The following is a 23,504-nucleotide window of genomic DNA, read 5'->3' as shown; positions in this document are numbered from 1 at the left end:
TTTCGTCGGAAAGCCCTATTCGTCCTCGCTCGGCGGCGTGAACGGCTCGATCAGGTATTGCCGGCCATGGGCCTTGCAGTCGGCCAGCGTGCCTTCGGCGGAGGCGCGCAGCTGCAGGAAGCTGCTGCCGAAGCGCTGCTCGTCGGTGTCCACCAGGCCGTTCTTGAGGTCCACCGAGTTGGCCATGGCCATGGAGTCGGCGTACTTGAACTCATCGCCCCAGCCGGACTTGCCGCCCCAGAGGACGATGCGTTCGCCCTCCTGCCAGTGCACCGCCGCCTTGCGCGAGCCGTCCGCCCACTGGTAGCCGACCACGCAGAAGTGGTTGGGCCGGTCGTTGCGCTGGGCCTGCACCAGCAGGTAGCGCATGTCCTGCTCGGGGTTGGCGAAGGCCTTGTCGGCGTTGATGTCGAAGCGGGCCACCTGGTCGGTATAGATCGACGGCCCGAAGGCGCCAGCCGCGCAGGCGCCGAGCGCAACGAAAAGCAGTGTGCTGGAAAGCCATCCAGTGAGGCGTGAACTGTTCATTTCTTCGGTTTACCCGGGTTGTTGGGGTTGTCGATGAAAGCCTGCTGGAGGCTGAAGAACACTTGCCCGCCCTTATCGAGAGCCTTGACGAAGTAGCCGCCTGGATCGTTGCCAGCCGTCATCCAGGCGTAGAGCGCTGGCTTGTAGGGTTTGGCCACGCTTCTGCCCGCTGCAACGTCCAGAGCGTTCTGCACATGCTGCCGCAGGAAGGCGAAGCGCAGGTCGGAGCCGTCGTTGGCCAGTTTCACGTAGCCGTCGACCTTGACCTGCTTGGAGCCGATGGCGGGGTAGTTGCCGAACCCTTCGAACTGCAGCGGGTCCTTGGCGGTGATGAACGCCGTCATGGTCTTGCCGGCGGGTTTGCCGAAGTGCTTCGGCTCGGAAAATGCCATGCGGTTCTCGATGACCTGGCGCATCAGCTGCATGGAGTAGAGCGCTTCCTCCAGGCCAGCGGCATTCGGCGGCACCACCGATTCGGCCAGCAGCAGGCGGGCGAGACAGCCCTCGTCGGTCTTGCCATCGGGTAGTTGGAGCGCTTCCAGAACGTTGATGACCACATGGATGCCGGACGGCAGGTCGTCGACGGCGGAAAAGGCCTCGACCCGAACCCCTTCGCATGCGCGCAGCGCCTTGATGGCAAGGGTCTGCTCGGCCTGACGGTCGTTAGCGTTCTGGGTGATTTCCAGACAGGCGTTGGCGCTCTTGATGCGGTAGTGCTTCTTGCCCGGCCCCAGGCCGTTGAGCTTCAGTCGCAACGTGTTACCAACCACGAGGTCGAGGGTGCCGACGACCGGCTTGTTGTTTCGGGTGAAGGTGGGCACTGGGGGAATCTCCTTGCGCTGTCGCTGCGTCGTGCTGCAGCTCCCTGTGCGCGGCGGCACAGCCGGGAAAACTACTCCCGGCCCCGCGTCCGGGCAAGGCGACAGCACGGCGGAAGTGACGCAGTTCGCCTCACGCCTCGCGGGCGCAGCGCTCCAGGGCATCGAGGTCGGCCGCCATGATCGCCGCCAGGTGCCGACTGACCTTCTCCACCGGCCAGTCCCACCAGGCGATGGCCAGCAGGCGCTCCACCACCGCATCGGGGAAGCGCTGCTTCAGCGGCTCGGCCGGGTTGCCGCCGACCACGGTGTAGGGCGGCACGTCGCGGGTCACCACCGAGCGCGAGGAGATGATGGCGCCGTCGCCGATCTTCACCCCAGGCATGATCAGCGCTTCGTAGCCGATCCACACGTCGTTGCCGATCAGGGTGTCGCCCTTGTTGGGGAACTCCGACAGGTCGGGCATGTGGTGTTCCCAGCCACCGCCGAAGATCTGGAAGGGGTAGGTGGAGAAGCCGGAGAGCTTGTGGTTGGCGCCGTTCATGATGAACTTCACCCCACGGGCGATGGCGCAGAAGCGCCCGATCACCAGGCGGTCACCGATGAAGGGGAAGAGGTAGAGCACGTTGCGCTCGAAGTGCTCCGAATCCTCCGGGTCGTCGTAGTAGGTGTATTCGCCGATCTCGATCTGCGGGTTGCTCACCGTGTTGCGGATGAAGCAGACCTGGGGGAAGCCCGCCATGGGGTGCGGGTTGCGAGGGTCGGGGCCGTGCATGGCACCTCCTGTGCGCTGCGAAGGGGGAAGGAGCGCCGCTGGGATCAGCCCGGCAGGCGACGCACCCGAAGGTTGCCGTAGCCGTTGGCGGCCGGCTCACCACCGATCTCGACCCGGCCCTGGGCGGCCAGTTCCCGCGCCCGCCAGAAGAGGAAGAAGTCGGTGGCGAAGAAACCATCGCAGCTGGCCATGACGTCGGCCATCACCCGCACAAGTGGCTGCCAGTCGGAACTGCAATGCTGCAGCAGATCGGCATCGATGAAGCTGAAGTCCTCGCCATGGAAGACCTCCTGCCGCCAACGGCGGATGCCGGCACCTTCGACCAGCACGCTGCGCCATTGGGTCGCCAGGTAATGGCGGCGCTCGGGCCCCACCTGCCTCGGCAGGTAGCGCTCGGCCAGGTCGGTCGGCGTGTGCATGGCCACCGCGCGGCGGTGGGTGACGCTGCTGTCGCCGCTGCCGCAGGGCACTTCCCAGAACGGCAGGTCGCTGTGCTCCAGCACCGCTGCAACGCGGGCCAGCAGCAACTGCTCGGAGGCGCTGTCGCCGTGCCAGACGGTCACCCCATGGTCCTGATCGGCCAACCCGGCGAGCCACTGTGCATCCGCTCCCAGGTCACGCTCGAAGTCCGGCATCGGGTGCACGCCCTCCGGCCAGACCGCCCGCCAGAAGGCGGCGCGGCGGGCGCAGGGCGGCTGCTCGATGTCCTTCAGCGGGCCGACGGCGAGGTCGTCACGCAGCACCCGCAGCCACTCATGGGCCACGGAATCACCGAGGACGATGCCGACGCCTTCGGCCGCGTTGTCACCGCATACCAGGTGCCACATGACGCCCTCCTTGGCCTTGTCGCTACTCGCTGGACTTCTTCAGCTTGGGATTGGGGAAGAACTGCACGCTCTGCACCTTGGGGTCGGCCGGCTTGGGCTTGGCCTGGTTGACCCGGGTGCCGAGCTCCTTGGGCACCGACTGGCCCTGGGCGTTGAGGGTGTCGGCGTAGCCGCAGCCGACGCACTGGCGGTGCGGCACGCCGTCTTCGTCCCACATCTGGATCTTGTCCATCTCGCTGCAGGCGGGGCACACGGCCCCGGCGATGAAGCGCTTCGGCGTGGCAGTCATGCCGCGTCCTCCGTGAGGCCGCTGTGGCGCAGCAGGGCGTCGATGGAGGGCTCGCGACCACGGAAGTCGACGAACAGCACCATGGGCGCCTGGGAACCGCCCCGGGCGAGGATGGCGTCGCGGAAGGCGCGGCCGGTGGCCGGGTTGAGCACGCCTTCTTCCTCGAACTTGGAGAAGGCATCGGCGGAGAGCACTTCAGCCCACTTGTAGCTGTAGTAACCGGCGGCGTAACCCCCGGCGAAGATGTGCGCGAAGCTGTTGGCGAAGCGGTTGAACGCCGGTGGGCGCATCACTGCCACTTCGTCACGCACCGCTTCCAGCACGTCGAGCACGCTGCGGCCGTCGCCATGGGTAGCATGCAGTTCGAAGTCGAACAGGGAGAACTCCAGTTGGCGGACCATCATCAGGCCGGACTGGAAGTTCTTCGCCGCCAGCATCTTGTCCAGCAGGTCCTGGGGCAGGGGTTCGCCGCTCTGGTAGTGGCTGGAGATCAGTGCCAGGCCTTCCGGCTCCCAGCACCAGTTCTCCATGAACTGGCTGGGCAGCTCGACGGCGTCCCAGGCCACGCCGTTGATGCCGGAGGCACCGGCGTGCTCGACGCGGGTGAGCAGGTGGTGCAGGCCGTGGCCGAACTCGTGGAACAGGGTGGTGACTTCGTCGTGGGTCAGCAGCGCGGGCTTGTCGCCGACGGCCGGGGTGAAGTTGCACACCAGGTTGGCCACCGGGGCCACCAGTTCGCCACGGGCGTTGCGGCGCTTGTCGCGGGCGCCGTCCATCCAGGCGCCGCCGCGCTTGTTGGCGCGGGCGTAGAGGTCGAAGAAGAAGCGGCCGACGTGCTCGCCGTTCTCGCGGATCTCGAACAGGCGCACGTCCGGGTGCCAGGTGTCGAAGCCGCTGAGTTCGCGGATCTCGATGCCGTAGAGCTTCTGCACGATGGCGAACAGGCCGGTGAGCACCTTGTCGATGGGGAAGTAGGCGCGCAGCGTTTCCTGGGAAATGCTGTAGCGCTGCTCGCGCAGCTTCTCGCTGAAGTAACCGACGTCCCAGCTCTTCAGGTCGGCAACGCCACGTTCGGCGGCAAAGGCCTTGAGCTCGTCCAGGTCGCGGGCGGCGAAGGGCTTGCTGCGCTGGGCCAGGTCCCGCAGGAAGCCGAGCACCTGGGGGGTGGTCTCGGCCATCTTGGTGGCCAGGGACAGGTCGGCGAAGTGGGCGAAGCCCAGCAGGCGGGCCAGCTCCTGGCGCAGGTCGAGGATCTCGGCCATCACCGGGCCGTTGTCGTTCTGGCCGGCATTGGGGCCCTGGTCGGAGGCACGGGTGGCGTAGGCGGTGTAGACCTCTTCGCGCAGGGCGCGGTCGTCGGCGTAGGTCATCACCGCGTAGTAGCTGGGGAATTCCAGGGTGATCAGCCAGCCGTCCAGGCCCTTGGCTTCGGCGGCCTGCTTCATCTGCGCCTTGGCCGAGTCGGTGAGGCCGGCGAGGGCGGCTTCGTCGGTGACGTGCTTGGTCCAGGCCTGGGTGGCGTCCAGCAGCTGGTTGGAGAAGCGGCTGCCCAGCTCGGAGAGCTTCATCTGGATCTCGCCGTAGCGCTGCTGCTTGTCGGTGGGCAGGTCGATGCCGGAGAGGCGGAAGTCGCGCAGGGCGTGTTCGAGGATGGTCTTCTGCGCCACGTCGAAACCGGCGGCCTCGGGGCTGGCGGCCAGGGCCTCGTAGGCCTGGAACAGGGCGCGGTTCTGGCCCATTTCGGTCCAGTACTCGGACAGCTTGGGCAGGCAGGCCTCGTAGGCGTTGCGCAGTTCGGCGCTGTTGCAGACGGCGTTGAGGTGGCTCACCGGGCTCCAGGCACGCCCCAGGCGCTCACCCAGTTCGTCCAGCGCCAGCACCAGGCCCTTCCAGCTGGGGGTGCCGTCCTGCCCGGCCAGCAGCGCAGCGAGGGCGGCGCGGTTGTCGGCCAGGATCTGGTCGACGGCGGGCTCGACGTGCTCGGGCTTGATGGCGGAATAGGGGGGCAGGTCGAAATCTTGCAGGAGGGGATTGCTGGAACTCACGGCATTCACCTGTAGCGTCTTGGAAAAGGGTTCTAGGCTCGGAAAAACAAGAAGGGGGCGCAAGGCCCCCTCGACGAATCACTTTTTCTTGCTGGTCCGCGACATGGACCAGGCGCCGTTCTGTGGTAAACCGCTGACCCCCTTGGCGACCTTCTGGATCTCCCCTCCCTGGCGCAGGAATGCTGCGACCTGATCATCGAGGGTTGCACGGGTTTCCAGGGCCACTTCGGCTTCAGCCTTACGTGCGGAAGCTCTGATACGCAGGGTGGACATGACACTCTCCTTATCCAAAGGCGGCCAGCCAGTATGCCAGATTCTTGACAGCTTTGCAGAAATAGTGTTCCGACAGCCGGAAACCGACGTGCCAGAGGGTTCTCCGAACCGTGTGGGCCGCATCTTAATTACAATCGCCTTCCACCACAGCCACAGGACTTTCTATGAGCCCGATTAGAGCCTACCGCGGCCTGTCGCCCCAGCTGGGCGAGCGGGTCTTCGTCGATCCGTCCGCCGTGGTGATCGGCGACGTGCACCTGGGCGAGGACAGCTCGGTGTGGCCGCTGGCGGTCATCCGCGGCGACATGCACCGCATCCGCATCGGCGCCCGTACCAGCGTGCAGGACGGCAGCGTGCTGCACATCACCCACGCCGGCCCGTTCAACCCCGACGGCTTCCCGCTGGAGATCGGCGACGACGTGACCATCGGCCACAAGGCCCTGCTCCACGGGTGCCGGATCGGCAGCCGCGTGCTGATCGGCATGGGCTGCATCGTGATGGACGGCGCGGTGATCGAGGACGGCGTGGTGCTCGGCGCCGGCAGCCTGGTGCCGCCGGGCAAGCGCCTGGTCACCGGCTACCTCTACGTCGGCAGCCCGGTGCGCCAGGCGCGCCCGCTGACCGACAAGGAAAAGGCCTTCTTCACCTACAGCGCCACCAACTACGTGAAGCTGAAGGACCACCACCTCGCCGAACACCCCGGCGCCTGAGCCGCCCCCTTCCAGACAGCAGGACCGCATGCGCTACCAGAACATCCTCTTCGACCTCGACGGCACCCTCACCGACCCGCGCGAGGGCATCACCCGCTCCGTGCAGTACGCCCTGGCCCAGCTCGACATCCACGAGCCGGACCTGGCGCAGCTGGAGCACTTCATCGGCCCGCCGCTGCTGCAGTGCTTCATGCAGACCTACGACCTCAGCGAGGCACGCGCCTGGGACGCGGTGAACCACTACCGCGACCGCTTCAAGGTCACCGGCCTCTACGAGAACCGCGTGTTCGACGGCGTCGACCTCTTGCTCGCGCGCCTCGCCCAGCAGGGCCGCACCCTGTACATCGCCACCAGCAAGCCCACCGTGTTCGCCCGGGAGATCGCCCGGCACTTCGGCTTCGACCGGCACTTCCGGCATATCTACGGCAGCGAGCTGGACGGCACCCGCACCCACAAGGTGGAGCTGATCGCCCACCTGCTGGCAGAAGAGGGGCTGGACCCGGCGGACACGCTGATGATCGGCGACCGCAAGCACGACCTCATCGGCGCCAGCCAGAACGGGCTGCACGCCGCCGGCGTCGGCTATGGCTTCGGCAGCCGCGAGGAACTGATGGCCGAGGCGCCGACCTACTACTTCGCCACCCTCGGCGAGCTGGACCGCGCCTTCGGCTGAAGTCAGTTGCCGTTGCGCTGGTAGAGGATCTTGCGGGTGCCGTTCTCGCAGGAGCCGACCACCATGTTGGGGTCCTCCACCTCGCCGGCGGGCACGATCTCCAGGGTGTAGGCCGTCACCCCGGCGGCCTGGATCTTCACCTCGATCTCGGCCTTCAGCTCCTCGCACGGCTTGGGCGCGGCCATCGCCGCGCCCGAGGCCAGGCCACACAGCATCACCAGCATCCACCGCTTCATCGTGCGTCTCTCCCTTGTCTCGAATCCGCTGTCATTCGACCGGAGCCGCCGGGGCGGAGTTCGCCGCCTGCAGCTCGGCCAGGCGCGCCTCCCGTGCCGCCACCGGCAGGGCTGCCAGCGCCGCCACCCGGGCATGGAAGTCGCTCCAGCCGTCCGCCTGGCTATAGAGCGCGGCGAAGGCCGGCACCCAGCGGTCGTAGAGGCCGAAAGGCAACAGCTTGGCGTTGTTCATCGGCCCCGCCATCCAGCCGTCATAGCGCCCCACGCCGCCCCAGGGGCCATCGCGCAGGGCACGGTAGTCGCGCCGCAAGCGCTCGAACTCGGCGGCCTTGGCCTCGCGCAGCTCGGCGTCCGGGCGACCACTGGCATAGAGCGCCTGGAGCCGCTCGCGGCTGGCCAGCACCAGCGCGGTGAACTGCTCGCGCTGGCGCAGGGACGGGTCCTCCCCGGTCGCCAGGCCCCGCGCGGCGCGCCATTGGCGCAGCCCCTCGCGCTCCACGAAGCTGGCGTAGGACTCGTTGAAGGCGCTGTCGTCGGTCACGTACAGCCGCTGGTGGGCCAGCTCGTGGAAGATCACCGCCACCAGCCGATCCTCGCCCCAACCGAGCATGCTGCTGAGGATCGGGTCATCGAACCAGCCGAGGGTGGAATAGGCCTCCACGCCGCCGACCCAGGCGTCGAAGCCGTCCTCGCGCATCAGCGCTGCCGCGCCCCGGGCCCGGCCCTGCTGGTAGTAGCCGCGGTAGGCCACGCAGCCGGCGATGGGGAAGCAGTGGGTGACCGGCGCCAGGGAGAACTCCGGCGTGGCAAACACGTTCCACACCACGAAGGGCCTGTGGATGTTCGCATAGACCCGGTAGCTGCCGTTGTCCGGCAGGGCCAGCTGCTGGCTGGCGTAGTCCCGCGCTTCCTGCGCCAGGGCCAGGCGCTGGCGCAACGCCGGGTCACGGGCCGGGTCGGCGACGATGCGCGCCACCGGCTCGCGGGCGCGCAGCAACTGCCACTGCCCGGCGGCCAGTTGCCCGTAGTAGTCCAGCGTCGAGCAACCGCCCAGCACCAGGGCGAGCAGCCAGGGAACCGCGAGGGTGCGGCAGCGGTCGAGAAAGGCGAGAAAAGAGGAGGGCGGCATGCGCCGAAGCTAGCGCAACGCCCCCGACCACGCCAGAAGGAGTTGCCCATGCGTCGCCTGCTCGTCCTTGCCCTGCCCCTGAACCTGGCCGGCTGCGGCCTGATCATGCCCAGCCCCGACCCGGACCAGGCCTGGATCGCCTTCGCCCCGCAGCAGCGGGGCGCACTGGAGGCCGCACGGGTGGACGAACGCCCGCTGGAAGACGACCGCTACTTCCAGGTCCAGCCCGGGCGCCACGCCCTGGAGGTGCGCTACCGCTTCGACGTGGACGGCAGCGCCATCGGCACCGCCCAGCCGAGCCTTGCCCGCACCTGCCTGCTGACCCTGGACTACGCCGACTTCGCCGCCGGCCAGCGCTATGAAATGCGCGCGGGGGAGATCGGTTTCCGCCCCTGGGTGCGGCTCTACGACGAGCGCCAGCGGGAAGTGGCCCGCGCCCGTGAAGGCCGCTGCGGTGATGTCTGAACGGGGCTGCCGTCGCGCCCCGGCGGGTTTATTCTGAGAGCCCGCCCCACGAGGTGATCGCCATGCACAAGCCTGCCCTGCTGCTCCTGCTCGCCAGCCTCGGCGCCTGCGCCAGCCCGTTGCCGACGCCCGACCCGAACCAGGCCTGGGTGGAGCTGCGCAGTGATCCGGGCACCACGCTGATGGCCAACCGGCAGGATGGCGAGCGCACCCGGGACGGGCGCTTCTACCAGCTCAGCCCCGGCGCCCATGAACTGGAAACCCGCTTCCAGTTCGACATCCCCGGCGGGGGCGGCTTCAACACCAGCAGCGGCCCGACCCAGCTCACCTGCCACATCCGCTTCCGATACGACGGCTTTGCCGCCGGCCAGCGCTATCGACTGGAAGCCCGACCGGTGGTGATGAGCGCCCAGGCGCTGCTGCGCGACGCCCAAGGCCAGGTGGTGGCGCGGGGCGACGTGCTCGGCTGCGGCCCGCTCTGAGGCTCAGCCGCGCAACCCGGCGAGGATGTCGAAGGCCCGCAGGCGGTGCTCGTGCTGGTAGACGTCGCAGGTGAAGATCAGCTCGTCCGCCCCGGTCTGCTCCAGCAGCACCTCCAGCTTGCTGCGGATCTTCTCCGGCCCGCCGACCATCGCCAGGCCCAGGAAGCTGCCCACCGCCTCCTTCTCGTGAGGCAGCCAGCGCCCGGCCATGCTTTCCACCGGCGGGCGCAGCACCAGGCTCTCGCCGCGCATCAGCGCCAGCACCCGCTGGTAGACGGTGGTGGCGAGGAACTCCGCCTCCTCGTCGGTGGGCGCCGCCACCAGCGGCACGCCGAGCATCACGTAGGGTGCATCGAGCACCTCGGACGGGCGGAAATGGTTGCGGTACACGCGGATCGCCTCGTGCAGGTAGCGCGGGGCGAAGTGCGAGGCGAAGGCGTAGGGCAGGCCCTTCATGCCCGCCAGCTGGGCGCTGAACAGGCTGGAGCCGAGCAGCCAGATCGGCACGCGGGTGTCCATGCCGGGCATGGCGATCACCTTCTGACCCTCCTGGCGCGGGCCCAGCAGCTGTTCCAGCTCCTCGACGTCACGGGGGAAGTCGTCGGCGCTGCCCAGGCGGTCGCGCCGCAGCGCCTGGGCGGTGAAGTGGTCCGCCCCTGGCGCGCGCCCCAGGCCCAGCTCGATGCGGCCCGGGTAGAGGGTGGCCAGGGTGCCGAACTGCTCGGCCACCACCAGCGGCGCGTGGTTGGGCAGCATCACCCCGCCGGAACCAAGGCGCAGGGTCGAGGTGTTGGCGGCGAGGTAGCCCAGCAGCACGGCGGTCGCCGAGCTGGCGATGCCATCCATGTTGTGGTGCTCGGCCACCCAGAAGCGCGAGAAGCCCAGCCGCTCGACGTGCTGCGCCAGGGCCTGGGCGTTGTGCAGGGCCTGGGCGGGGCCGCCGTGGTCGCGGATCGGCGCCAGGTCGAGGGCGGAAAGGGGAAGCGAGGAAAGCGCAGTCATGGTGATCGGGCCTTGCGAGGGGAAGGCGGAAGACCTTCCGTAGGACAGGATGCACCTACTCTAAGTTGCCCCTTTCGATCGGACCAGAAGGCACTTTTCCGTGCCTCAGGCACCTTCTGGTAAGCCCCTCACCGCTGCGGACGGGTCGTTCCGGCAAAGAAGGAATGCCTGCAAGTTGAAGGTAACGCGCAGAAAAAAGCCGGCATCGAGCCGGCTTCTTCCCAGATACGGTGAATCACTTGCGCTGGTAGACGATTTCCTTGGTGCCCGCCTCGCAGCTGCCCACCACCTTCTTGTCGGTGACGCTGCCCTTGTCGACGATCTCCAGAGTGTAGGACGTCGCACCCTTAGCCTTGATCTTCGCGTCGATCTCGGACTTCAGCTCTTCACAGGGCTTGCCAGCGGCCATGGCCGAACCGGCGAGCGCGAACAAACCAGCAGCCAACAGCAGTTTTTTCATCGGTAACGCTCCCTCGTTGCAGAAAAGAAACGGCTCGTGCGAGCCATGGAGACGACCCGTCTCCGGGGTTGGCCGGGCACCCAGGCCCGGCCGAACGCGAACAGCCTAGCTCAAGGTGCCGGGGATTTCTGTCAGACAGTTAGCTATCGCTGAGTCGGAAGCCTACTTTCAGCGTCACCTGGTAATGGCCCACCTTGCCGTTCTCGATGTGGCCGCGGGTTTCCACCACCTCGAACCACTCCAGCAGCTTGATGGTCTTGGCCGCCTGCTCCAGCGCGTTGCCGATGGCGTCCTCGATGCTGGTGCGGGACGAGCCCACGATCTCGATCTTCTTGTAGGTGTGGTGATCCGACATAGCCGTTCTCCTTGCCTTAACGATGATTCGCCTGCCAGTTCTGGCACGTGCCTCGGGCGATAAGTTCAGATTAGCTGCACTCCCTCGCGCTGCCGTGGTCGCAAAACGTACACCCCACGACAGAGGAGATACCCCATGGCGTTCTTCATGAACCGGCGCAAGCAGCGCGCCCTCGACGACATCCAGCGGGAGATCGACCACCTGCGCGGCCGCATCGACCACATCCGCGGGCGCACCGAGGCCGCCACCGGGCAGGCAGTGGCCACGCTGAAGGCGGAAACGGGACAGATGGCCCGCGCCCTGGACCACGGGCGCGAATGGGTGACCCGCAGCGCCTGGACGGCCGGGCGCGGCGCGCTCGTCTATGGTCGTCGGCACCCGCTGGCCGCGACGGGCCTGGCCGTGGGCGCGGCGGGCGCCGTGGCCCTGGCCTGCCTGCTGCAGGCGCGCGCCCAGCGGCGCTGAGCGATCAGGGCTGGCGCTCGATGCGGTTGTCCACGCCCTGCACCGTCATCAGCGGCTCCGAACCGCTCCAGCGCAGCTGGTTGTCGGCCCCCGACAGGTTCACCACGGCCGGTCCCTTGAAGACCAGCTCCAGGTTGTGGTCGGCGCCGCTGACCTCCAGCTGCGCGTGATTCGGGGCGCGGCCTTCAAGGGCCGCCTGGACGCGGTTCTTCGCCGTGTCCACCTCCAGGCGCTCGACGCGCCCGGCGGTGACCTGGTTCTGAATACCCGAAACGCTCAGCGCCCCACCCTGTTCCAGGCTCACCTGGTGGTCCGAGCCGTACACGGTGACAGCACCGCAGGTGCCGGTGAGGCGGATGTGATTGGCGGAGCCGGTGATCTCCACGTCCTGCCCCTGGCAGGGCACGTCACGGGTCAGGCCGACGCCGTCGATGCTCACGGGTTCGGCCTGGGCGAGGGGGGCGAGGGTCAGGGCCAGCAGGGCGCCGGCGAGGGGAAACTTGGGCATGGACGCGTCCTTCTTCCATTGGGCATGCCCCGCTGTGACCGGCCGTGGCCCGGGAAAGTTGCACGCCCTGGGCAGAAGCGTGACGCCGTAGACGTCAGCGCCCCAGCTCCTGGCGCAACCAGCCCGCCAGGGCATCGGCGCGGCGGTCGGCCTGCCGGCCGTTGATCCACAGCGCCAGGCGCGCGGGCGTCTCGACGAAGCCCCAGGGCGCCACCAGGCGGCCCGAGGCCAGTTCGTCCGCCACCAGCTGCTGCGGGGCGATGGCCACGCCCAGACCGGCCACCGCCGCCTCCAGCAGGTAGTAGAGGTGCTCGAAGCCCTGGCCGAGGCGCAGCCGATCCACCGCCAGCCCCTGGGCTGCTGCCCATTGCGGCCAGGCCTGGGGCCGCGAAGTGGTGTGCAGCAGCGCCTCGTCCAGCAGGGCCACGGGTGGCGCACCGGCCAGCCGGTCATGCCGCGCGTAGCGGGGGCTCAGCACCGGGCCGATGGATTCCGCCGCCAGTTCCACCACCCGCAGGTCCGCCGGCCAGGGCGGTGCGGCGAAGCACAGGGTGGCGTCCACCCCCGGTCGCCGTGGGTCCAGCTCGCCCTCGCTGGCGGACAGCTGCAGGCGCAGGTCCGGCAGCTCGCGATTGAGGCGGTCCAGGCGCGGAATGAACCAGCGCGCCAGCAGGCTGCCGGGGCAGGCGAGGACGAAAGGCGCCTCGTCGCTGCGCCGTGCGAGGTCCGCACAGACCCCGCGCAAGCGCTCGAAGGCCTCCGCCGTGGCGTCCCGCAGGCGCTGGCCGGCATCCGTGAGTTTTACGCCGCGCCCGTCCTTGCTGAACAGCGCCACGCCGAGGGTCTCCTCCAGCTGCCGCACCTGGCGGCTCACCGCCCCGTGGGTGACGTGCAGTTCATCGGCGGCCCGGCTCATGCTCTGCAGCCGCGCCGCGGCCTCGAAGGCGCGCAGGGCGTTGAGGGAGGGCAGGTCCTGGCTCATCTCAGTCCGCCAGTTCCGGCAGGAAGGCCGTGTCCATGGCATAGCGGCGCGGGTTGGCCGGGTCGATCAGCACCCGCACCCAGCCATCGTCGGGCAGGAAGCGGGACGGGTCGAACCAGAGGTTCTCGCTGTTGAACACATGAAGCTTGCCGGTGGCCGGGTTCTTCCACTGGGCCACGATGCGCCAGGGGTGCTGGCCGTTGACGCTCAGCGAGCCGTTGAGCCGTACGTCGACCACCTCGGCCATCACCGCCTGGCCGCTCACCGCCAGTTGCGCGGCGCGGCGCCGGGCCAGCAGCGGCGGCACCACGAAGCACGAGCCGATCAGGGCGAACACCGCACCGATGCCGCCGAGCACCAGGGAGCCGACCCAGTTGTCGACGAAGCTGTCCAGGTGTGCATCGCGGGGGTCCGCCGGGTCGTAGTAGACCCTCGCCGACTCGCCCAGCTCGAAGGCCGGCGGGCTGCTGCAGCCGCTGCTGGTGTACTCCACCGCCTCACCCGCCGCCGTGCGGAAGGCCACCGTCGGGCAGCCGCCGCTGATATCGATCACCTCCGCCGAGGCCAGTGTCATGCGTGCCTGGTCGCTCAGCCGCGCCACCTGCACCGCCACCGCACCCGCGATCATCAGACCGCCCAGGGCGGGAAACACCCACAACCATCCCAGTTTCATGCGTCGATCTTCCTGTGAGTAAAAATCACACGTTGAGGCGGAATTATCGGTTTTTCTACCGCCCCGTCCAGTCGTAGACTGGCCACCATTGTCCCAGCCACCCAACGGATGACCGCCATGCCTGGTTCACAGAATTCCTATCGCAACGGCCCGGACGCCAAGGGCCTGTTCGGCGCCTTCGGCGGCCAGTACGTCGCCGAGACCCTGATGCCGCTGATCCACGACCTGGCCCGCGAATACGAGAAGGCCAAGGAAGACCCGGCCTTCATCGAAGAGCTGGCCTACTTCCAGCGTGACTACGTCGGCCGCCCGAGCCCGCTGTACTTCGCCGAGCGCCTGACCGAGCACTGCGGCGGCGCGAAGATCTACCTCAAGCGCGAAGAGCTGAACCACACTGGCGCGCACAAGATCAACAACTGCATCGGCCAGATCCTCCTGGCCCGCCGCATGGGCAAGAAACGCATCATCGCCGAGACCGGCGCCGGCATGCACGGCGTGGCCACTGCCACCGTGGCCGCCCGCTTCGGCATGGAATGCGTGGTGTACATGGGCACCACCGACATCGACCGCCAGCAGGCCAACGTGTTCCGCATGAAGCTCCTGGGCGCCACCGTGATCCCGGTCACCGCCGGCACCGGCACCCTCAAGGACGCCATGAACGAGGCCCTGCGCGACTGGGTGACCAACGTCGACACCACCTTCTACCTGATCGGCACCGTCGCCGGCCCGCACCCGTACCCGGCCATGGTCCGTGACTTCCAGGCCGTGATCGGCAAGGAAACCCGCGAGCAGCTGGCCGAGAAGGAAGGGCGCCTGCCCGACTCCCTGGTCGCCTGCATCGGCGGCGGCTCCAACGCCATGGGCCTGTTCCACCCCTTCCTCGACGACGCCTCGGTGCAGATCGTCGGCGTGGAAGCCGCCGGCCACGGCATCGAGACCGGCAAGCATGCCGCCAGCCTCAACGGCGGCGTACCGGGCGTGCTGCACGGCAACCGCACTTTCCTGCTGCAGGACGACGACGGCCAGATCATCGACGCCCACTCCATCTCCGCCGGCCTGGACTACCCCGGCATCGGCCCGGAACACGCCTGGCTGCACGACATCGGCCGCGTCGAGTACACCTCGATCACCGACCACGAAGCCCTGGAAGCCTTCCACCAGTGCTGCCGCCTCGAGGGCATCATCCCGGCCCTGGAGAGCTCACACGCCCTGGCCGAGGTGTTCAAGCGCGCGCCCACGCTGCCCAAGGATCACATCATGGTGGTCAACCTCTCCGGCCGCGGCGACAAGGACATGCAGACCGTGATGCACCACATGCAACAGAACCAGGAGAAGCACTGATGAGCCGCCTGCAGACCCGCTTCGCCGAGCTGAAGCAGCAGAACCGCGCAGCCCTGGTGACCTTCGTCACCGCCGGCGACCCGAACTACGACGCCTCCCTGGCGATCCTCAAGGGCCTGCCGGAGGCCGGTGCCGACGTGATCGAACTGGGCATGCCCTTCACCGACCCGATGGCCGACGGTCCCTCGATCCAGCTGGCCAACATCCGCGCCCTGGCCGGCAAGCAGAACCTGGCCAAGACCCTGCAAATGGTCCGGGAATTCCGCGAGGGCAACCAGAGCACCCCGCTGGTGCTGATGGGCTACTTCAACCCCATCCACCACTACGGCGTCGAGCGCTTCGTCAGCGACGCCAAGGCTGCGGGCGTGGACGGCCTGATCGTCGTCGACCTGCCGGCCGAACATAACGACGACCTGTGCCTGCCGGCCCAGAACGCCGGCATCGACTTCGTCCGCCTGACCACCCCGACCACCGACGACGCCCGCCTGCCGACGGTGCTCGCCGGCAGCTCCGGCTTCGTCTACTACGTCTCGGTGGCCGGCGTCACCGGCGCCGGCTCCGCCACCCTGGAGCACGTGCAGGCCGCCGTGACCCGCCTGCGCCGCCACACCGACCTGCCGGTGGCCATCGGCTTCGGCATCCGCACCGCCGAACACGCCGCCAGCATCGCCCGCCTCGCCGACGGCGTGGTGGTGGGCTCCGCCCTGGTGGACCAGATCGCCAAGGCCGAAACCGCCGAACAGGCCGTCGACGGCGTCCTCACCCTCTGCAAGACCCTGGCCGACGGCGTGCGCAGCGCCCGCGCCTGATCACGATACAGCCGCAATAGAAGCCGCCGCCCCCAGTTGGGAGCAGCGGCTTTTCACGCTGAAGCACGTGCGAGCGAGGCCCCACATCGAGAGCAGCCAGCATCACCGCCCCCGATCATTCCGCCATCGAATGACGTAGCCCTGCGATCAAGATCCCGTCTCAGGCGGCGTACTCTCCGATAATCTCCGTTCTCCGCTCCAGTCCCACGGATGTAATTCATGCTCCCCACCATGAAGCGCCTGTTCAACTCACTTCACGCCCTGACAGGACGCCCCCGAGTCCGTCCGCTATGGGATCGATACGCCGCCGGTAATCAGCGATTGGCGAAAAGCATCGCCCGACGATCAGCTGCCGAGCGCCTCAAGGACCAGCGGGAACAAGCCCCCGAGGCGAGCCGCCTGTTGCGTTCGCTGGCGCCCTTGATCATCCAAGGGGCCAATGGACTAGAGATCCAGGAGCACCTGCTGAACGCTTATCTGGAACGGGGTTGGCGCCCGATGCTGGTGGGTTACCACGGCTATCCGGCGGCGGTCCCCGTCTCGGTCAACTATGGCGTCGGAGGTGTTATCCCGACCGACAAGCCGATCCCGGAGTCGGCACTGGTCAAGGTCGAGCTGATCGCAGGCACTCCCGTTTCGCACTTGGCGCAGACCTGGACCTTTGCTGGCCGGAACGCCACACCGCTGCAACTGTTCATGCTCGACAAAGCGCGGCTGGCACTGCGCAAGGGCATCGAGCCGGTACGCCATGGGGCCAGGATCGACACCATCGGCGATGCAATCTCCAAGGTGCTCGATGAAAACGACCTTTTCCCGATCCGCGAGCTATGCGGGTACACGATGGGTGCGCAGCGTGTCGAAGCGCCGCAGATCCTGGGCTATGGCCTCCGCGGTATACCTTCCCGTGGGACCTGTATGGAGGCTGGCCAGGTATTGAACATTCAGGTGCTGGCTCAAAGAGCGCAAGTTCGTACACGCGTCAGGGGAGAGGAGGGTTTCCAGTACTACACCGGAGACAGAGGGGATGCTGTTGTGTTGTCCGTCATGGTTGAGGTCACTGAAACCGGGCACAGATTGTTGACCGAGTTCGTCGATTGACCCAGCGCCTCCCGATAGGCCGAGCGCGATAGGTGAGGGCAGCGCCCAGTCCTAGGGCTGCTGCATGGCCGGCTTCCGGCCCAAACGACTTATCCACAGGGACGCGAGGATCACCGCGCCGCCCAGGGCGAGGCGGGGGAGGTCGGCGTCGCGGTTCCAGATCAGCAGGTTGACCAGCAGCCCGGCAGGTACGTGGAGTTCGTTCATCACCGCCAGGGTGCCGGCGCTGACGCGGGTGCTGCCCTTGACCCACCAGAACATACCCAGTGCCGTGGCGAACAGCCCCATCCACAGCAGCACGCCCCACTGCACAGCGGTCTGCGGCAGGCGCTCGGGGTTGCCGAAGAGCAGGAAGGAAGGCAACGCCAGCACCAGCGCGCCGAGGAAGAAGTGGCCGAAGAAGCGGTGCAGCGGCTGCTCCACCGGGTAGCGCACCAGCAGCCGGCGGCACAGCACCTGGCCGGCGGCGAAGGTGGCGTTGGCCACCTGCAAGAGGATGAAGCCCAGCAGGTACTCCCCCTCCAGCCGGTCGAAACGGATGATCACCCCGCCACCCACCGCCACCAGTGCGGCCATCAGCGCCCAGGGGCTGAAGCGCCGCGCCAGCGCATCGTCCAGCAGGGTCACGTAGATCGGTGTGAGCACGGTGAACAGCAGCACCTCCGGCACCGTGAGCACCGCGAAGCTGCGGTACAGGCACAGGTAGGTGATGCCGAACTGCAGCGCACCGGCCAGCCAGAAGCCGGCCAGCAGGCGGGTCGGCAGGCCGCGCCAGCGGGTGAAGGGCAGGAACACCAGCGCCGCGATCAGCACCCGCGCCAGCACCGCGAAGTCACTGTCCACCCGACCGGCCAGGTACTCGCCGATCAGGCTGAAGGAGAAGGCCCAGAGCAGGGTGACGATGAGCAGGAAGGGCATGGATGGCCTCCGTAAACGCGGGCCGCGATGATAGGCGCTGCCTCGTCGTTCGTCATCGCGGGTGCTTGACTGTACTTGGTAACCAAGTACAGTGGCGCCCCATGAGCACAGCGAATCCCCCCACGCGGCATGCCGCTGACGACGCCCTGGAAGGGCTGTTCGTCGAAATCTTCGACGGCCACCTGGCCCCCGGTGAGGCATTGCCTGCGGAACGGCTGCTGGCCGAACGCTATGGCGTCTCGCGTATCACCGTGCGCCAGGCGGTGCACAAGCTGAAGGACGCCGGCCTGGTGGAGGTGCGCCAGGGCGGCGCCAGCCGGGTGCTGGACCCGGCCCGCGCCGATGCCCGGGTGTTCGAGCTGCTGCTGCGCTACGGCGCCCGCCTGCGCTCGGACGCCGCCCGACGCCTGCTGCGCGACCTGGACGAGTACCAGCAGCTCTATGCCATCGGCCTGCTGGAAGCGGCGGCGCGCCACGCCACGGACGACGAGCGGGCCGAGCTGCTGGCGGAGGTGGAAGGCTGTCCGGCCACACCGACCCCGGAGCAGTTGCAGGCCCTGGAGCGACGGGTGTGGCAGCGGCTCACCGCCTTCGGCCGCAACCGTGTGCTGCAGATGGAAATGGCCCTGTGGCAGCGCTGGCTGGGCGAGGAGCCGCCTTCGGCGGGCGACCCGGCGGAGCTGCGCTGGTTCTACCTGACCCTGGTGCGCCAGCTGCACGCCCGGCAGGACCCGATCCCGTTCTACCTGGCCTCGGTGCGTACACCGGCCGCCTGAACCCGTCGCCACCCCGGATTGGGTGGTTTTTTTCGACCCGATCAACTTGGTAACCAAGTGGAGGTACAGGATGTACACGCGATTGCTCGATGCCCTGGGTGTTTCCCGCCGCTCCCTGCTGCGCCTGGGCGGCGCGGCGCTGCTGACCGGGCTGGCCCGGGGTGGACAGGCCTCGCCCGGCGGGCCGCCGGACCGGCAGGTGGACGTGGTGGTGGTGGGTGCGGGCCTCTCCGGCCTGGTGGCAGCTAGACGCCTGGTGGCCGCAGGGTGCCGCGTGCAGGTGCTGGAGGCCCGCGAGCGAGTCGGCGGGCGCACCCTCAACCAGCCCCTGGGCGAGGGCATCGAGGTGGACGGTGGTGGCCAGTGGGTCGGCGGCAGCCAGCAGGCGGTGATGCGCCTGGCCGGTGAACTGGGCGTGCCGCTGGTGCCGCAGTACACCCAGGGCGAGATGGCGGCCCTGATCCAGGGCCAGCGCTACACCTTCCCGCCCGAAGGCCCCGGCCCCAAGGCGCGGACGTTGATGGACCGGCTCGAAGCCATGGCGGCGCGGGTGCCGCCGGAGGCGCCCTGGAAGGCACCCCGCGCCGAGGCCTGGGACGCCATGAGCGTGGCGGCCTGGCTGAAGGCCCAGCGCGCGGACGAGGAAGCCGTCGAAGCGGTGGCGACCACCCTTTCCACCACCCTGGCCAGCGAGCCGGGCCGGGTCTCGCTGCTGTGGTTCCTGTTCTACCTGCGTTCGGCGGGCGGCTTCACCGCACTGGACGACCAGGCCCAGCAATACCGTTTGCGGGGCGGGGCGCAGCGCCTGTCCCTGCTGCTGGCCGAGCCGCTGGGCGACAGCCTGCTCACCGGCAGCCCGGTGAGCCGGATCGACGGCTGGCTGGAGGGCCCGCTGCGGGTCCACAGCGAACGGGCGGTGATCAGCGCCGAACAGGTGGTGGTGGCGATGATGCCGGCCGATGTCAGCCGCATCGGCTTCAGCCCTGCCCTGCCGCCGGGGCGCGAGGCTTTGCAGCGCAACTGGGCCACCAGCGGCGGGATCAAGGTGCACCTGCGCTACCCGGCACCGTTCTGGCGCGCGGCCGGTCTCTCGGGTGCCGGCCTGGTCACCGACGGGCTGGTGCAGATGACGGTCGACAGCACCCCGGAGGGCCAGGGGGACGGCGTGCTGCTGGCCTTCCTCGATCCGGCCCGCGCGGGGGGTGACCCGGCCCGGCGGCGCAAGCGGGTGCTGCGCGAGCTGAGCCGCCTGCTGGGTGATGAAGCCGCGCGGCCGCTGGCCTATGTGGAGCAGGACTGGTCCCAGGAGCGCTGGAGCGCCGGCTGCGTGTCGCCCCTGCCGCCCGGTGTGCTGGCGCGCAACGGCCACTGGCTGCGGGCGCCCCTGGGCCGGCTGCACTGGGCCGGGAGCGAAGCCTCGCCGATCTGGTGCGGTTACCTGGAAGGGGCGGTGCGCGCCGGCGAACGGGTCGCGCAGGAGGTGCTGGTGGCGCTGGGGCGGGCCTAAAGGTCGTACTCGATGGCCCCATCCTGCAGATCAGCCAGATCCAGCGGACGGACCTCGCCCATCCACAGCGGAAAGTCGCGGTGGTCCTTCAGGTCGCTGCCGGTGATGGGGTGCACCAGTACGTTGAGGCCACCGCGGTTGAGCGCCAGCCAGGGCACCACGTCGCCGAACAGTTCGGGCTTGAAGGCCAGCTGGCAGCTCCAGTCCGGGTGCGGGCCGACCCGCTTCTCGTGGACGCGGCCCATCTTCAGCGGGAAGCGGCGGGCCGCCTCCGCGCACAGCGCACGGGCCTGGGGCAGGGTCTCGGCGTCGAAGTAGACGTGGGCGTGGAAGCCCTTGATGCGGGGGGTGGCAAAGGCCGACATGGCGGTCTCCCAAAAACGGAGGCTGCCATGGTAGCCGCTTGCGCCCGGGGCTGCTCAGTCGGCGCGGGTGCTGCCGGGCAGCAGCTCCGGCGCTTCACGCTCCAGGTGCGCCTGCATGGCCTCCAGTTGTTCCAGCGCGGCGTGGGCCTCGTCCAGCTCGGCGGGGCTGCGTTCGCCGCTCTGGGCGGCGGCCTCGATGCGCGCGCGGATCTCGGGGATCTGCTGCACGCCAGCGGCATAGGCCTGCACCAGCTCGCGGGTCTGGCGCTCCTCCAGGGCGGCGTAGGCCTGTGGATCGGCCCGTTCGGCCTCGCTGGCGGCCTGGCGTGGCTTGAGCCCGCCCAGGGCCGGGCTGCGCGGGTCGCCGTGTTCCGCCGTCCACTGCATGAGCTGCTGGGCCTGCTGGAGATCCAGGGGCGCCGGGGCGGGCGGGGCCTCGTCCACGGCCTTGGCGGCCACGGGGGCCACCGGTGCGGGGGAGGCCGGCGGCTGCGAGGCCGTCGGAACGGGCACAGGCGGAAGGCTGGCCGGCGCGGACGGCGCCCGGGCAGGCGACGCCACGGCCACCGGGGCTTCGCGCCAGCTCCAGGCCGCACCCACGCCAGCGCTGACCAGCACGCTGGCCAGAGCCAGCCCCAGCCAGCCCTTCACAAGCCCTCCACGCGGGCATCGGCCAGCAACTGGCGGATGCGCGCCTCGAACTCGGCGGCCAGTTGCTCACGGGCCACGGCCTGGTTCACCTCGTAGCGCACGCTCGGGTCCGCCAGGGGCAGTTGGCGGTCCTCGCGGCTGCGCACGCGGAGGATCTCGAAGGCACCGTCGATCAGCATCGGCTGCGACAGGGTGTTGGCCTTCTGGATCAGCGCGGTCTTGTGCAGCAGGTCCAGCTTCGGGTCGTCGGCGCGGATCAGCCCGAGGTCCCCCGGCGGGGTGCGGGCCTTGTCGTCCGCCAGGGAATGGCGGCGCACGGCCTCGTCGAAATCCAGGCCCTGCTGCAGTTCGGCGTAGAGGCGGTCGGCGCTGGCCTGGTCCCCCACGCGCAGGTGCGCGGCCTGGACCTGGGCGACGTTGCGGTAGTTCGCCAGGTTGCGCTGGTAGTAGGCCTCGGCGTCGGCGTCGCTGACCCGGGCGGCCCGTGCCCGCAGGTTGTCGGATTCATGGTGGAAGTCGCTGTAGAGGCCGACCTGGTGCAGGTAGCGCTGGCGCACCAGGCGATCCCGCACCAGGGTGCGCAGGCCCTGGCGCTCTTCGGCGCTGAAGCCTTCCTGGCCGAGGCGGTACCAGAGGCGGTCCCGCTGAATCCGGGTCTGGACCTGGCGCGCCAGGTAGCCGAGGTTGCCCTGCTGCAGCTCCACGCGGCCCTGGACGTTGTCGCCCTGGTAGAGGTCGAGCAGGTCGAGGCGCTGCTCGGTTTCACCGGGGAACTGCCAGCGGATCAGCTCGGTGGCTGCCGCTTCGCGGGTCTGGGTCGGGTCCAGCTGCAGGCTGTCCACCACCAGCACCCGGGAGGCGGGGGCCAGCACCTGGCGCAGGCGCTCCGCGCTGAGCGGCCGGGGCTGGCGCAGGTAGGGGCTGAGGTCTTCCTCGGCGCGGCGGCCGAAGTACTGCTCCAGCAGGTTGCCGGCCTCGATCTCGACACTGGCGTCGAGGTCGCGGCGGTTCTGCTCGTTCAGCTGCGGCTCCAGTTCCCGCGCCAGCAGGTGGTTCTCCACCAGGCCGCGACGCAGCTGGCGCGGGTCGGTGTTGAACTTGACCCGGGTGAGCACCTGTTCCAGCAGGGCGATGCTGCGTCCGGGCAGGCGCTGGCCGTCGATGCGCAGGTCCGGGGCGCTGGGCATGGCCTGCGCGCCGCCGAGCCAGGCGCCGAGCAGCAGCGCCAGGCCCCGCCGGCGCCAGGGGCGATCAGAGGCTTTCACGGGCATTGAAGCTGCGTGCGCCCTTGGTCAGCACGGTGACGGTCAGGGCGATGGACTCGGGGATCAGCTCGCGGGCGACCCGCAGCCGGGTGGCGTAGCTGGTGTCGTAGAGCGGCTCGGGGTGGGCGTAGGCGACCTGGCCGGTCTGGGTCAGCAGCTCGCGGATGCTGCGGGCCGGGTCGTAGCGGCTGATGAGGTTGGCCACGGCGGTGGGGTCGTTGAGTTTCTCGCTGGCGTAGTGGTCGTCGACCCAGCCTTCCCAGCTGACGTGGCCGTTGGCCGAGGTGATCCACACATGGTGGGGCTGGGCCACGTCGCCGGTGGCGTGCAGGGCATAGCCGATGGTCTGCAGCGAGGGGGCGGCGCGGAACTGGTCGAACCAGTAGCCGGCGAGGTTATCGATGGGCTGGAAGGCGGCGGTCTGGAAGTCGCCGTAGTGCTCCTGCCAGTTGGACCGGCTGCCGCGCCGGTAGTGGGCCTCGGTGGTGTCGAAGTCCTCGCGTTTCAGCTCGCGGTTGTACAGGTAGACCTTGGCGTACCAGTCCACGTCGGCGATGGTGCCGTCCACCTTGTGGTAGCGGTAGTCGTAGCCGCCGTGAGGGTTGCCGTGGGCATCGCCCTGGCGGCCCATGTTGAGGAAGTGCCAGTAGGAGGTGTAGTTCACCAGCTTGGCGGCGGCATTCCACACCGGGGCGTATTCGTAGCCAACCCACCAGCCACCCAGGCGCGTGTCGCGGAAGTCGTCCACGTCATAGGCGGCCTGGCCGAGGATCTCGCCGGCCTTGGCCTCGCTGCCGGCAGCGCCGACGTAGAAGGCATAGGCCTGGCGCATCTCCTCGGTGGCGTAGGCGGAGTTCATGTACGCCAGGGCATCCTTGACGATGTTCTTGTGGGTGGGCTGCGACCAGGCGTGGGCCTGGCCGGCGAGGGCGCACAGCACAAGGCTGGCGACCAGGCGGGAGGTCGGTCTCATTGGGGGCAGCGCTCTTTGGAGTGGTGGTGTGTCAGTAATGGGCGAAGGTTGTGGCCTTTGCATGACGCTCAGGCCGGCGCCCCGTGACGGGCATCACATAATAGCG

Annotated in this window: 30 protein-coding genes; 10 read left to right on the top strand and 20 right to left on the bottom strand. The window is 68.8% G+C overall.

Features of this window, described 5'->3' with window-relative positions; all coding sequences use genetic code 11:
• Window positions 1–15: 15 nt before the first annotated feature.
• The 7 genes from RTK35_RS07070 to RTK35_RS07040 all read right to left on the bottom strand — a co-directional run bounded on the left by RTK35_RS07070 (window position 16) and on the right by RTK35_RS07040 (window position 5,555).
• Complete coding sequence (locus RTK35_RS07070; protein WP_316907688.1) at window positions 16–528, bottom strand: hypothetical protein; 513 nt, start codon at window positions 526–528, stop codon at window positions 16–18.
• Window positions 525–1,349 (bottom strand): hypothetical protein, encoded by an 825-nt coding sequence (locus RTK35_RS07065; protein ID WP_074969907.1) that lies wholly within the window; start codon window positions 1,347–1,349, stop codon window positions 525–527. The genes RTK35_RS07070 and RTK35_RS07065 overlap by 4 nt, the downstream gene beginning before the upstream one ends.
• A gap of 130 nt (window positions 1,350–1,479) precedes the next feature.
• Window positions 1,480–2,121, bottom strand: a complete 642-nt coding sequence (locus tag RTK35_RS07060) for a Vat family streptogramin A O-acetyltransferase (protein ID WP_279815814.1) — start codon at window positions 2,119–2,121, stop codon at window positions 1,480–1,482.
• 44 nt (window positions 2,122–2,165) lie between these two features.
• Window positions 2,166–2,948 (bottom strand): DUF1835 domain-containing protein, encoded by a 783-nt coding sequence (locus RTK35_RS07055; RefSeq protein ID WP_316907687.1) that lies wholly within the window; start codon window positions 2,946–2,948, stop codon window positions 2,166–2,168.
• A 22-nt stretch (window positions 2,949–2,970) separates the two neighbouring features.
• Window positions 2,971–3,237, bottom strand: coding sequence for a YheV family putative zinc ribbon protein (locus RTK35_RS07050; RefSeq protein WP_044410189.1), 267 nt, complete (start codon window positions 3,235–3,237; stop codon window positions 2,971–2,973).
• On the bottom strand, window positions 3,234–5,282 hold the full coding sequence (gene prlC / locus RTK35_RS07045; protein ID WP_316907686.1) for an oligopeptidase A: 2,049 nt from the start codon (window positions 5,280–5,282) through the stop codon (window positions 3,234–3,236). Before prlC ends, RTK35_RS07050 begins: the two co-directional genes overlap by 4 nt.
• Before the next feature lie 78 nt (window positions 5,283–5,360).
• Window positions 5,361–5,555 carry a hypothetical protein gene (locus RTK35_RS07040; protein WP_044410186.1) on the bottom strand — a complete coding sequence of 65 codons (195 nt, stop codon included), beginning with the start codon at window positions 5,553–5,555 and terminating at the stop codon, window positions 5,361–5,363.
• Between the two features lie 164 nt (window positions 5,556–5,719).
• On the opposite strand from RTK35_RS07040, the gene RTK35_RS07035 reads away from it, so the two are divergent.
• On the top strand, window positions 5,720–6,265 hold the full coding sequence (locus tag RTK35_RS07035; protein WP_316907685.1) for a gamma carbonic anhydrase family protein: 546 nt from the start codon (window positions 5,720–5,722) through the stop codon (window positions 6,263–6,265).
• 28 nt (window positions 6,266–6,293) lie between these two features.
• On the top strand, window positions 6,294–6,938 hold the full coding sequence (locus RTK35_RS07030; RefSeq protein WP_316907684.1) for an HAD family hydrolase: 645 nt from the start codon (window positions 6,294–6,296) through the stop codon (window positions 6,936–6,938).
• Between the two features lie 2 nt (window positions 6,939–6,940).
• Here the strand turns inward: RTK35_RS07030 and RTK35_RS07025 are convergent, their stop codons facing one another.
• Together RTK35_RS07025 and RTK35_RS07020 are read right to left on the bottom strand one after the other, a co-directional pair.
• On the bottom strand, window positions 6,941–7,174 hold the full coding sequence (locus RTK35_RS07025) for a DUF1161 domain-containing protein (RefSeq protein WP_074969896.1): 234 nt from the start codon (window positions 7,172–7,174) through the stop codon (window positions 6,941–6,943).
• A gap of 31 nt (window positions 7,175–7,205) precedes the next feature.
• On the bottom strand, window positions 7,206–8,303 hold the full coding sequence (locus RTK35_RS07020; protein WP_316907683.1) for an aminopeptidase: 1,098 nt from the start codon (window positions 8,301–8,303) through the stop codon (window positions 7,206–7,208).
• A 48-nt stretch (window positions 8,304–8,351) separates the two neighbouring features.
• Here RTK35_RS07020 and RTK35_RS07015 point away from each other — a divergent pair, with 48 nt between their 5' ends.
• Both RTK35_RS07015 and RTK35_RS07010 read left to right on the top strand, forming a co-directional pair.
• On the top strand, window positions 8,352–8,768 hold the full coding sequence (locus tag RTK35_RS07015; protein ID WP_044410171.1) for a hypothetical protein: 417 nt from the start codon (window positions 8,352–8,354) through the stop codon (window positions 8,766–8,768).
• 62 nt (window positions 8,769–8,830) lie between these two features.
• Window positions 8,831–9,250, top strand: a complete 420-nt coding sequence (locus RTK35_RS07010) for a hypothetical protein (protein WP_044410169.1) — start codon at window positions 8,831–8,833, stop codon at window positions 9,248–9,250.
• A gap of 3 nt (window positions 9,251–9,253) precedes the next feature.
• On the opposite strand, the gene RTK35_RS07005 is transcribed toward RTK35_RS07010, so the two are convergent.
• The 3 genes from RTK35_RS07005 to RTK35_RS06995 all read right to left on the bottom strand — a co-directional run bounded on the left by RTK35_RS07005 (window position 9,254) and on the right by RTK35_RS06995 (window position 11,067).
• A complete protein-coding gene (locus RTK35_RS07005) occupies window positions 9,254–10,252 on the bottom strand; it encodes an LLM class flavin-dependent oxidoreductase (protein WP_316907682.1) in 999 nt (332 codons plus the stop codon).
• Window positions 10,253–10,487: 235 nt separating this feature from the next.
• Entirely contained in the window at window positions 10,488–10,712 is a 225-nt protein-coding gene (locus tag RTK35_RS07000) for a DUF1161 domain-containing protein (protein ID WP_044410163.1), read from the bottom strand.
• 139 nt (window positions 10,713–10,851) lie between these two features.
• Window positions 10,852–11,067 (bottom strand): dodecin, encoded by a 216-nt coding sequence (locus RTK35_RS06995; RefSeq protein ID WP_044410160.1) that lies wholly within the window; start codon window positions 11,065–11,067, stop codon window positions 10,852–10,854.
• A gap of 135 nt (window positions 11,068–11,202) precedes the next feature.
• Here RTK35_RS06995 and RTK35_RS06990 point away from each other — a divergent pair, with 135 nt between their 5' ends.
• Complete coding sequence (locus RTK35_RS06990) at window positions 11,203–11,532, top strand: hypothetical protein (protein WP_282886566.1); 330 nt, start codon at window positions 11,203–11,205, stop codon at window positions 11,530–11,532.
• Between the two features lie 4 nt (window positions 11,533–11,536).
• Here the strand turns inward: RTK35_RS06990 and RTK35_RS06985 are convergent, their stop codons facing one another.
• The 3 genes from RTK35_RS06985 to RTK35_RS06975 all read right to left on the bottom strand — a co-directional run bounded on the left by RTK35_RS06985 (window position 11,537) and on the right by RTK35_RS06975 (window position 13,695).
• Window positions 11,537–12,040 (bottom strand): DUF3060 domain-containing protein, encoded by a 504-nt coding sequence (locus RTK35_RS06985; RefSeq protein ID WP_236211196.1) that lies wholly within the window; start codon window positions 12,038–12,040, stop codon window positions 11,537–11,539.
• 94 nt (window positions 12,041–12,134) lie between these two features.
• Window positions 12,135–13,022 carry a LysR family transcriptional regulator gene (locus tag RTK35_RS06980; protein ID WP_316907681.1) on the bottom strand — a complete coding sequence of 296 codons (888 nt, stop codon included), beginning with the start codon at window positions 13,020–13,022 and terminating at the stop codon, window positions 12,135–12,137.
• Window position 13,023: 1 nt separating this feature from the next.
• Entirely contained in the window at window positions 13,024–13,695 is a 672-nt protein-coding gene (locus RTK35_RS06975; RefSeq protein ID WP_316907680.1) for a DUF3592 domain-containing protein, read from the bottom strand.
• A 117-nt stretch (window positions 13,696–13,812) separates the two neighbouring features.
• Here RTK35_RS06975 and trpB point away from each other — a divergent pair, with 117 nt between their 5' ends.
• The 3 genes from trpB (at window position 13,813) to RTK35_RS06960 (ending at window position 16,943) form a co-directional block, all read left to right on the top strand.
• On the top strand, window positions 13,813–15,036 hold the full coding sequence (gene trpB, locus RTK35_RS06970) for a tryptophan synthase subunit beta (RefSeq protein WP_044410145.1): 1,224 nt from the start codon (window positions 13,813–13,815) through the stop codon (window positions 15,034–15,036).
• Window positions 15,036–15,845 (top strand): tryptophan synthase subunit alpha, encoded by an 810-nt coding sequence (gene trpA, locus RTK35_RS06965; protein ID WP_044410143.1) that lies wholly within the window; start codon window positions 15,036–15,038, stop codon window positions 15,843–15,845. Before trpB ends, trpA begins: the two co-directional genes overlap by 1 nt.
• Before the next feature lie 219 nt (window positions 15,846–16,064).
• On the top strand, window positions 16,065–16,943 hold the full coding sequence (locus RTK35_RS06960) for a M24 family metallopeptidase (RefSeq protein WP_316907679.1): 879 nt from the start codon (window positions 16,065–16,067) through the stop codon (window positions 16,941–16,943).
• Between the two features lie 51 nt (window positions 16,944–16,994).
• On the opposite strand, the gene RTK35_RS06955 is transcribed toward RTK35_RS06960, so the two are convergent.
• Window positions 16,995–17,861: a carboxylate/amino acid/amine transporter gene (locus RTK35_RS06955; RefSeq protein WP_316907678.1), complete on the bottom strand. Its 867-nt coding sequence runs from the start codon at window positions 17,859–17,861 to the stop codon at window positions 16,995–16,997.
• Window positions 17,862–17,962: 101 nt separating this feature from the next.
• Here RTK35_RS06955 and RTK35_RS06950 point away from each other — a divergent pair, with 101 nt between their 5' ends.
• Together RTK35_RS06950 and RTK35_RS06945 are read left to right on the top strand one after the other, a co-directional pair.
• On the top strand, window positions 17,963–18,637 hold the full coding sequence (locus tag RTK35_RS06950) for a FadR/GntR family transcriptional regulator (RefSeq protein WP_052807632.1): 675 nt from the start codon (window positions 17,963–17,965) through the stop codon (window positions 18,635–18,637).
• Window positions 18,638–18,707: 70 nt separating this feature from the next.
• Window positions 18,708–20,144 (top strand): flavin monoamine oxidase family protein, encoded by a 1,437-nt coding sequence (locus RTK35_RS06945; protein WP_316907677.1) that lies wholly within the window; start codon window positions 18,708–18,710, stop codon window positions 20,142–20,144.
• On the opposite strand, the gene RTK35_RS06940 is transcribed toward RTK35_RS06945, so the two are convergent.
• Genes RTK35_RS06940 through RTK35_RS06925 form a run of 4 tightly spaced genes read right to left on the bottom strand, consistent with a single transcriptional unit; the run spans window position 20,141 to window position 23,398 of the window.
• On the bottom strand, window positions 20,141–20,509 hold the full coding sequence (locus RTK35_RS06940) for a DOPA 4,5-dioxygenase family protein (protein WP_316907676.1): 369 nt from the start codon (window positions 20,507–20,509) through the stop codon (window positions 20,141–20,143). The two genes, RTK35_RS06945 and RTK35_RS06940, sit on opposite strands and share 4 nt — an antisense overlap.
• Window positions 20,510–20,563: 54 nt before the next feature.
• Window positions 20,564–21,160, bottom strand: coding sequence for a hypothetical protein (locus tag RTK35_RS06935; RefSeq protein ID WP_316907675.1), 597 nt, complete (start codon window positions 21,158–21,160; stop codon window positions 20,564–20,566).
• Window positions 21,157–22,431 carry a peptidylprolyl isomerase gene (locus RTK35_RS06930; protein WP_316907674.1) on the bottom strand — a complete coding sequence of 425 codons (1,275 nt, stop codon included), beginning with the start codon at window positions 22,429–22,431 and terminating at the stop codon, window positions 21,157–21,159. The genes RTK35_RS06935 and RTK35_RS06930 overlap by 4 nt, the downstream gene beginning before the upstream one ends.
• On the bottom strand, window positions 22,412–23,398 hold the full coding sequence (locus tag RTK35_RS06925; RefSeq protein WP_074969870.1) for a phospholipase: 987 nt from the start codon (window positions 23,396–23,398) through the stop codon (window positions 22,412–22,414). Before RTK35_RS06925 ends, RTK35_RS06930 begins: the two co-directional genes overlap by 20 nt.
• Window positions 23,399–23,504 lie beyond the last annotated feature (106 nt).

The organism is Pseudomonas sp. zfem003, assembly GCF_032621675.1.
GTDB lineage: Bacteria > Pseudomonadota > Gammaproteobacteria > Pseudomonadales > Pseudomonadaceae > Metapseudomonas > Metapseudomonas otitidis.
The sequence above is the reverse complement of the archived record's forward strand: the minus strand, read 5'-3'. Positions and strand labels throughout refer to the sequence as shown.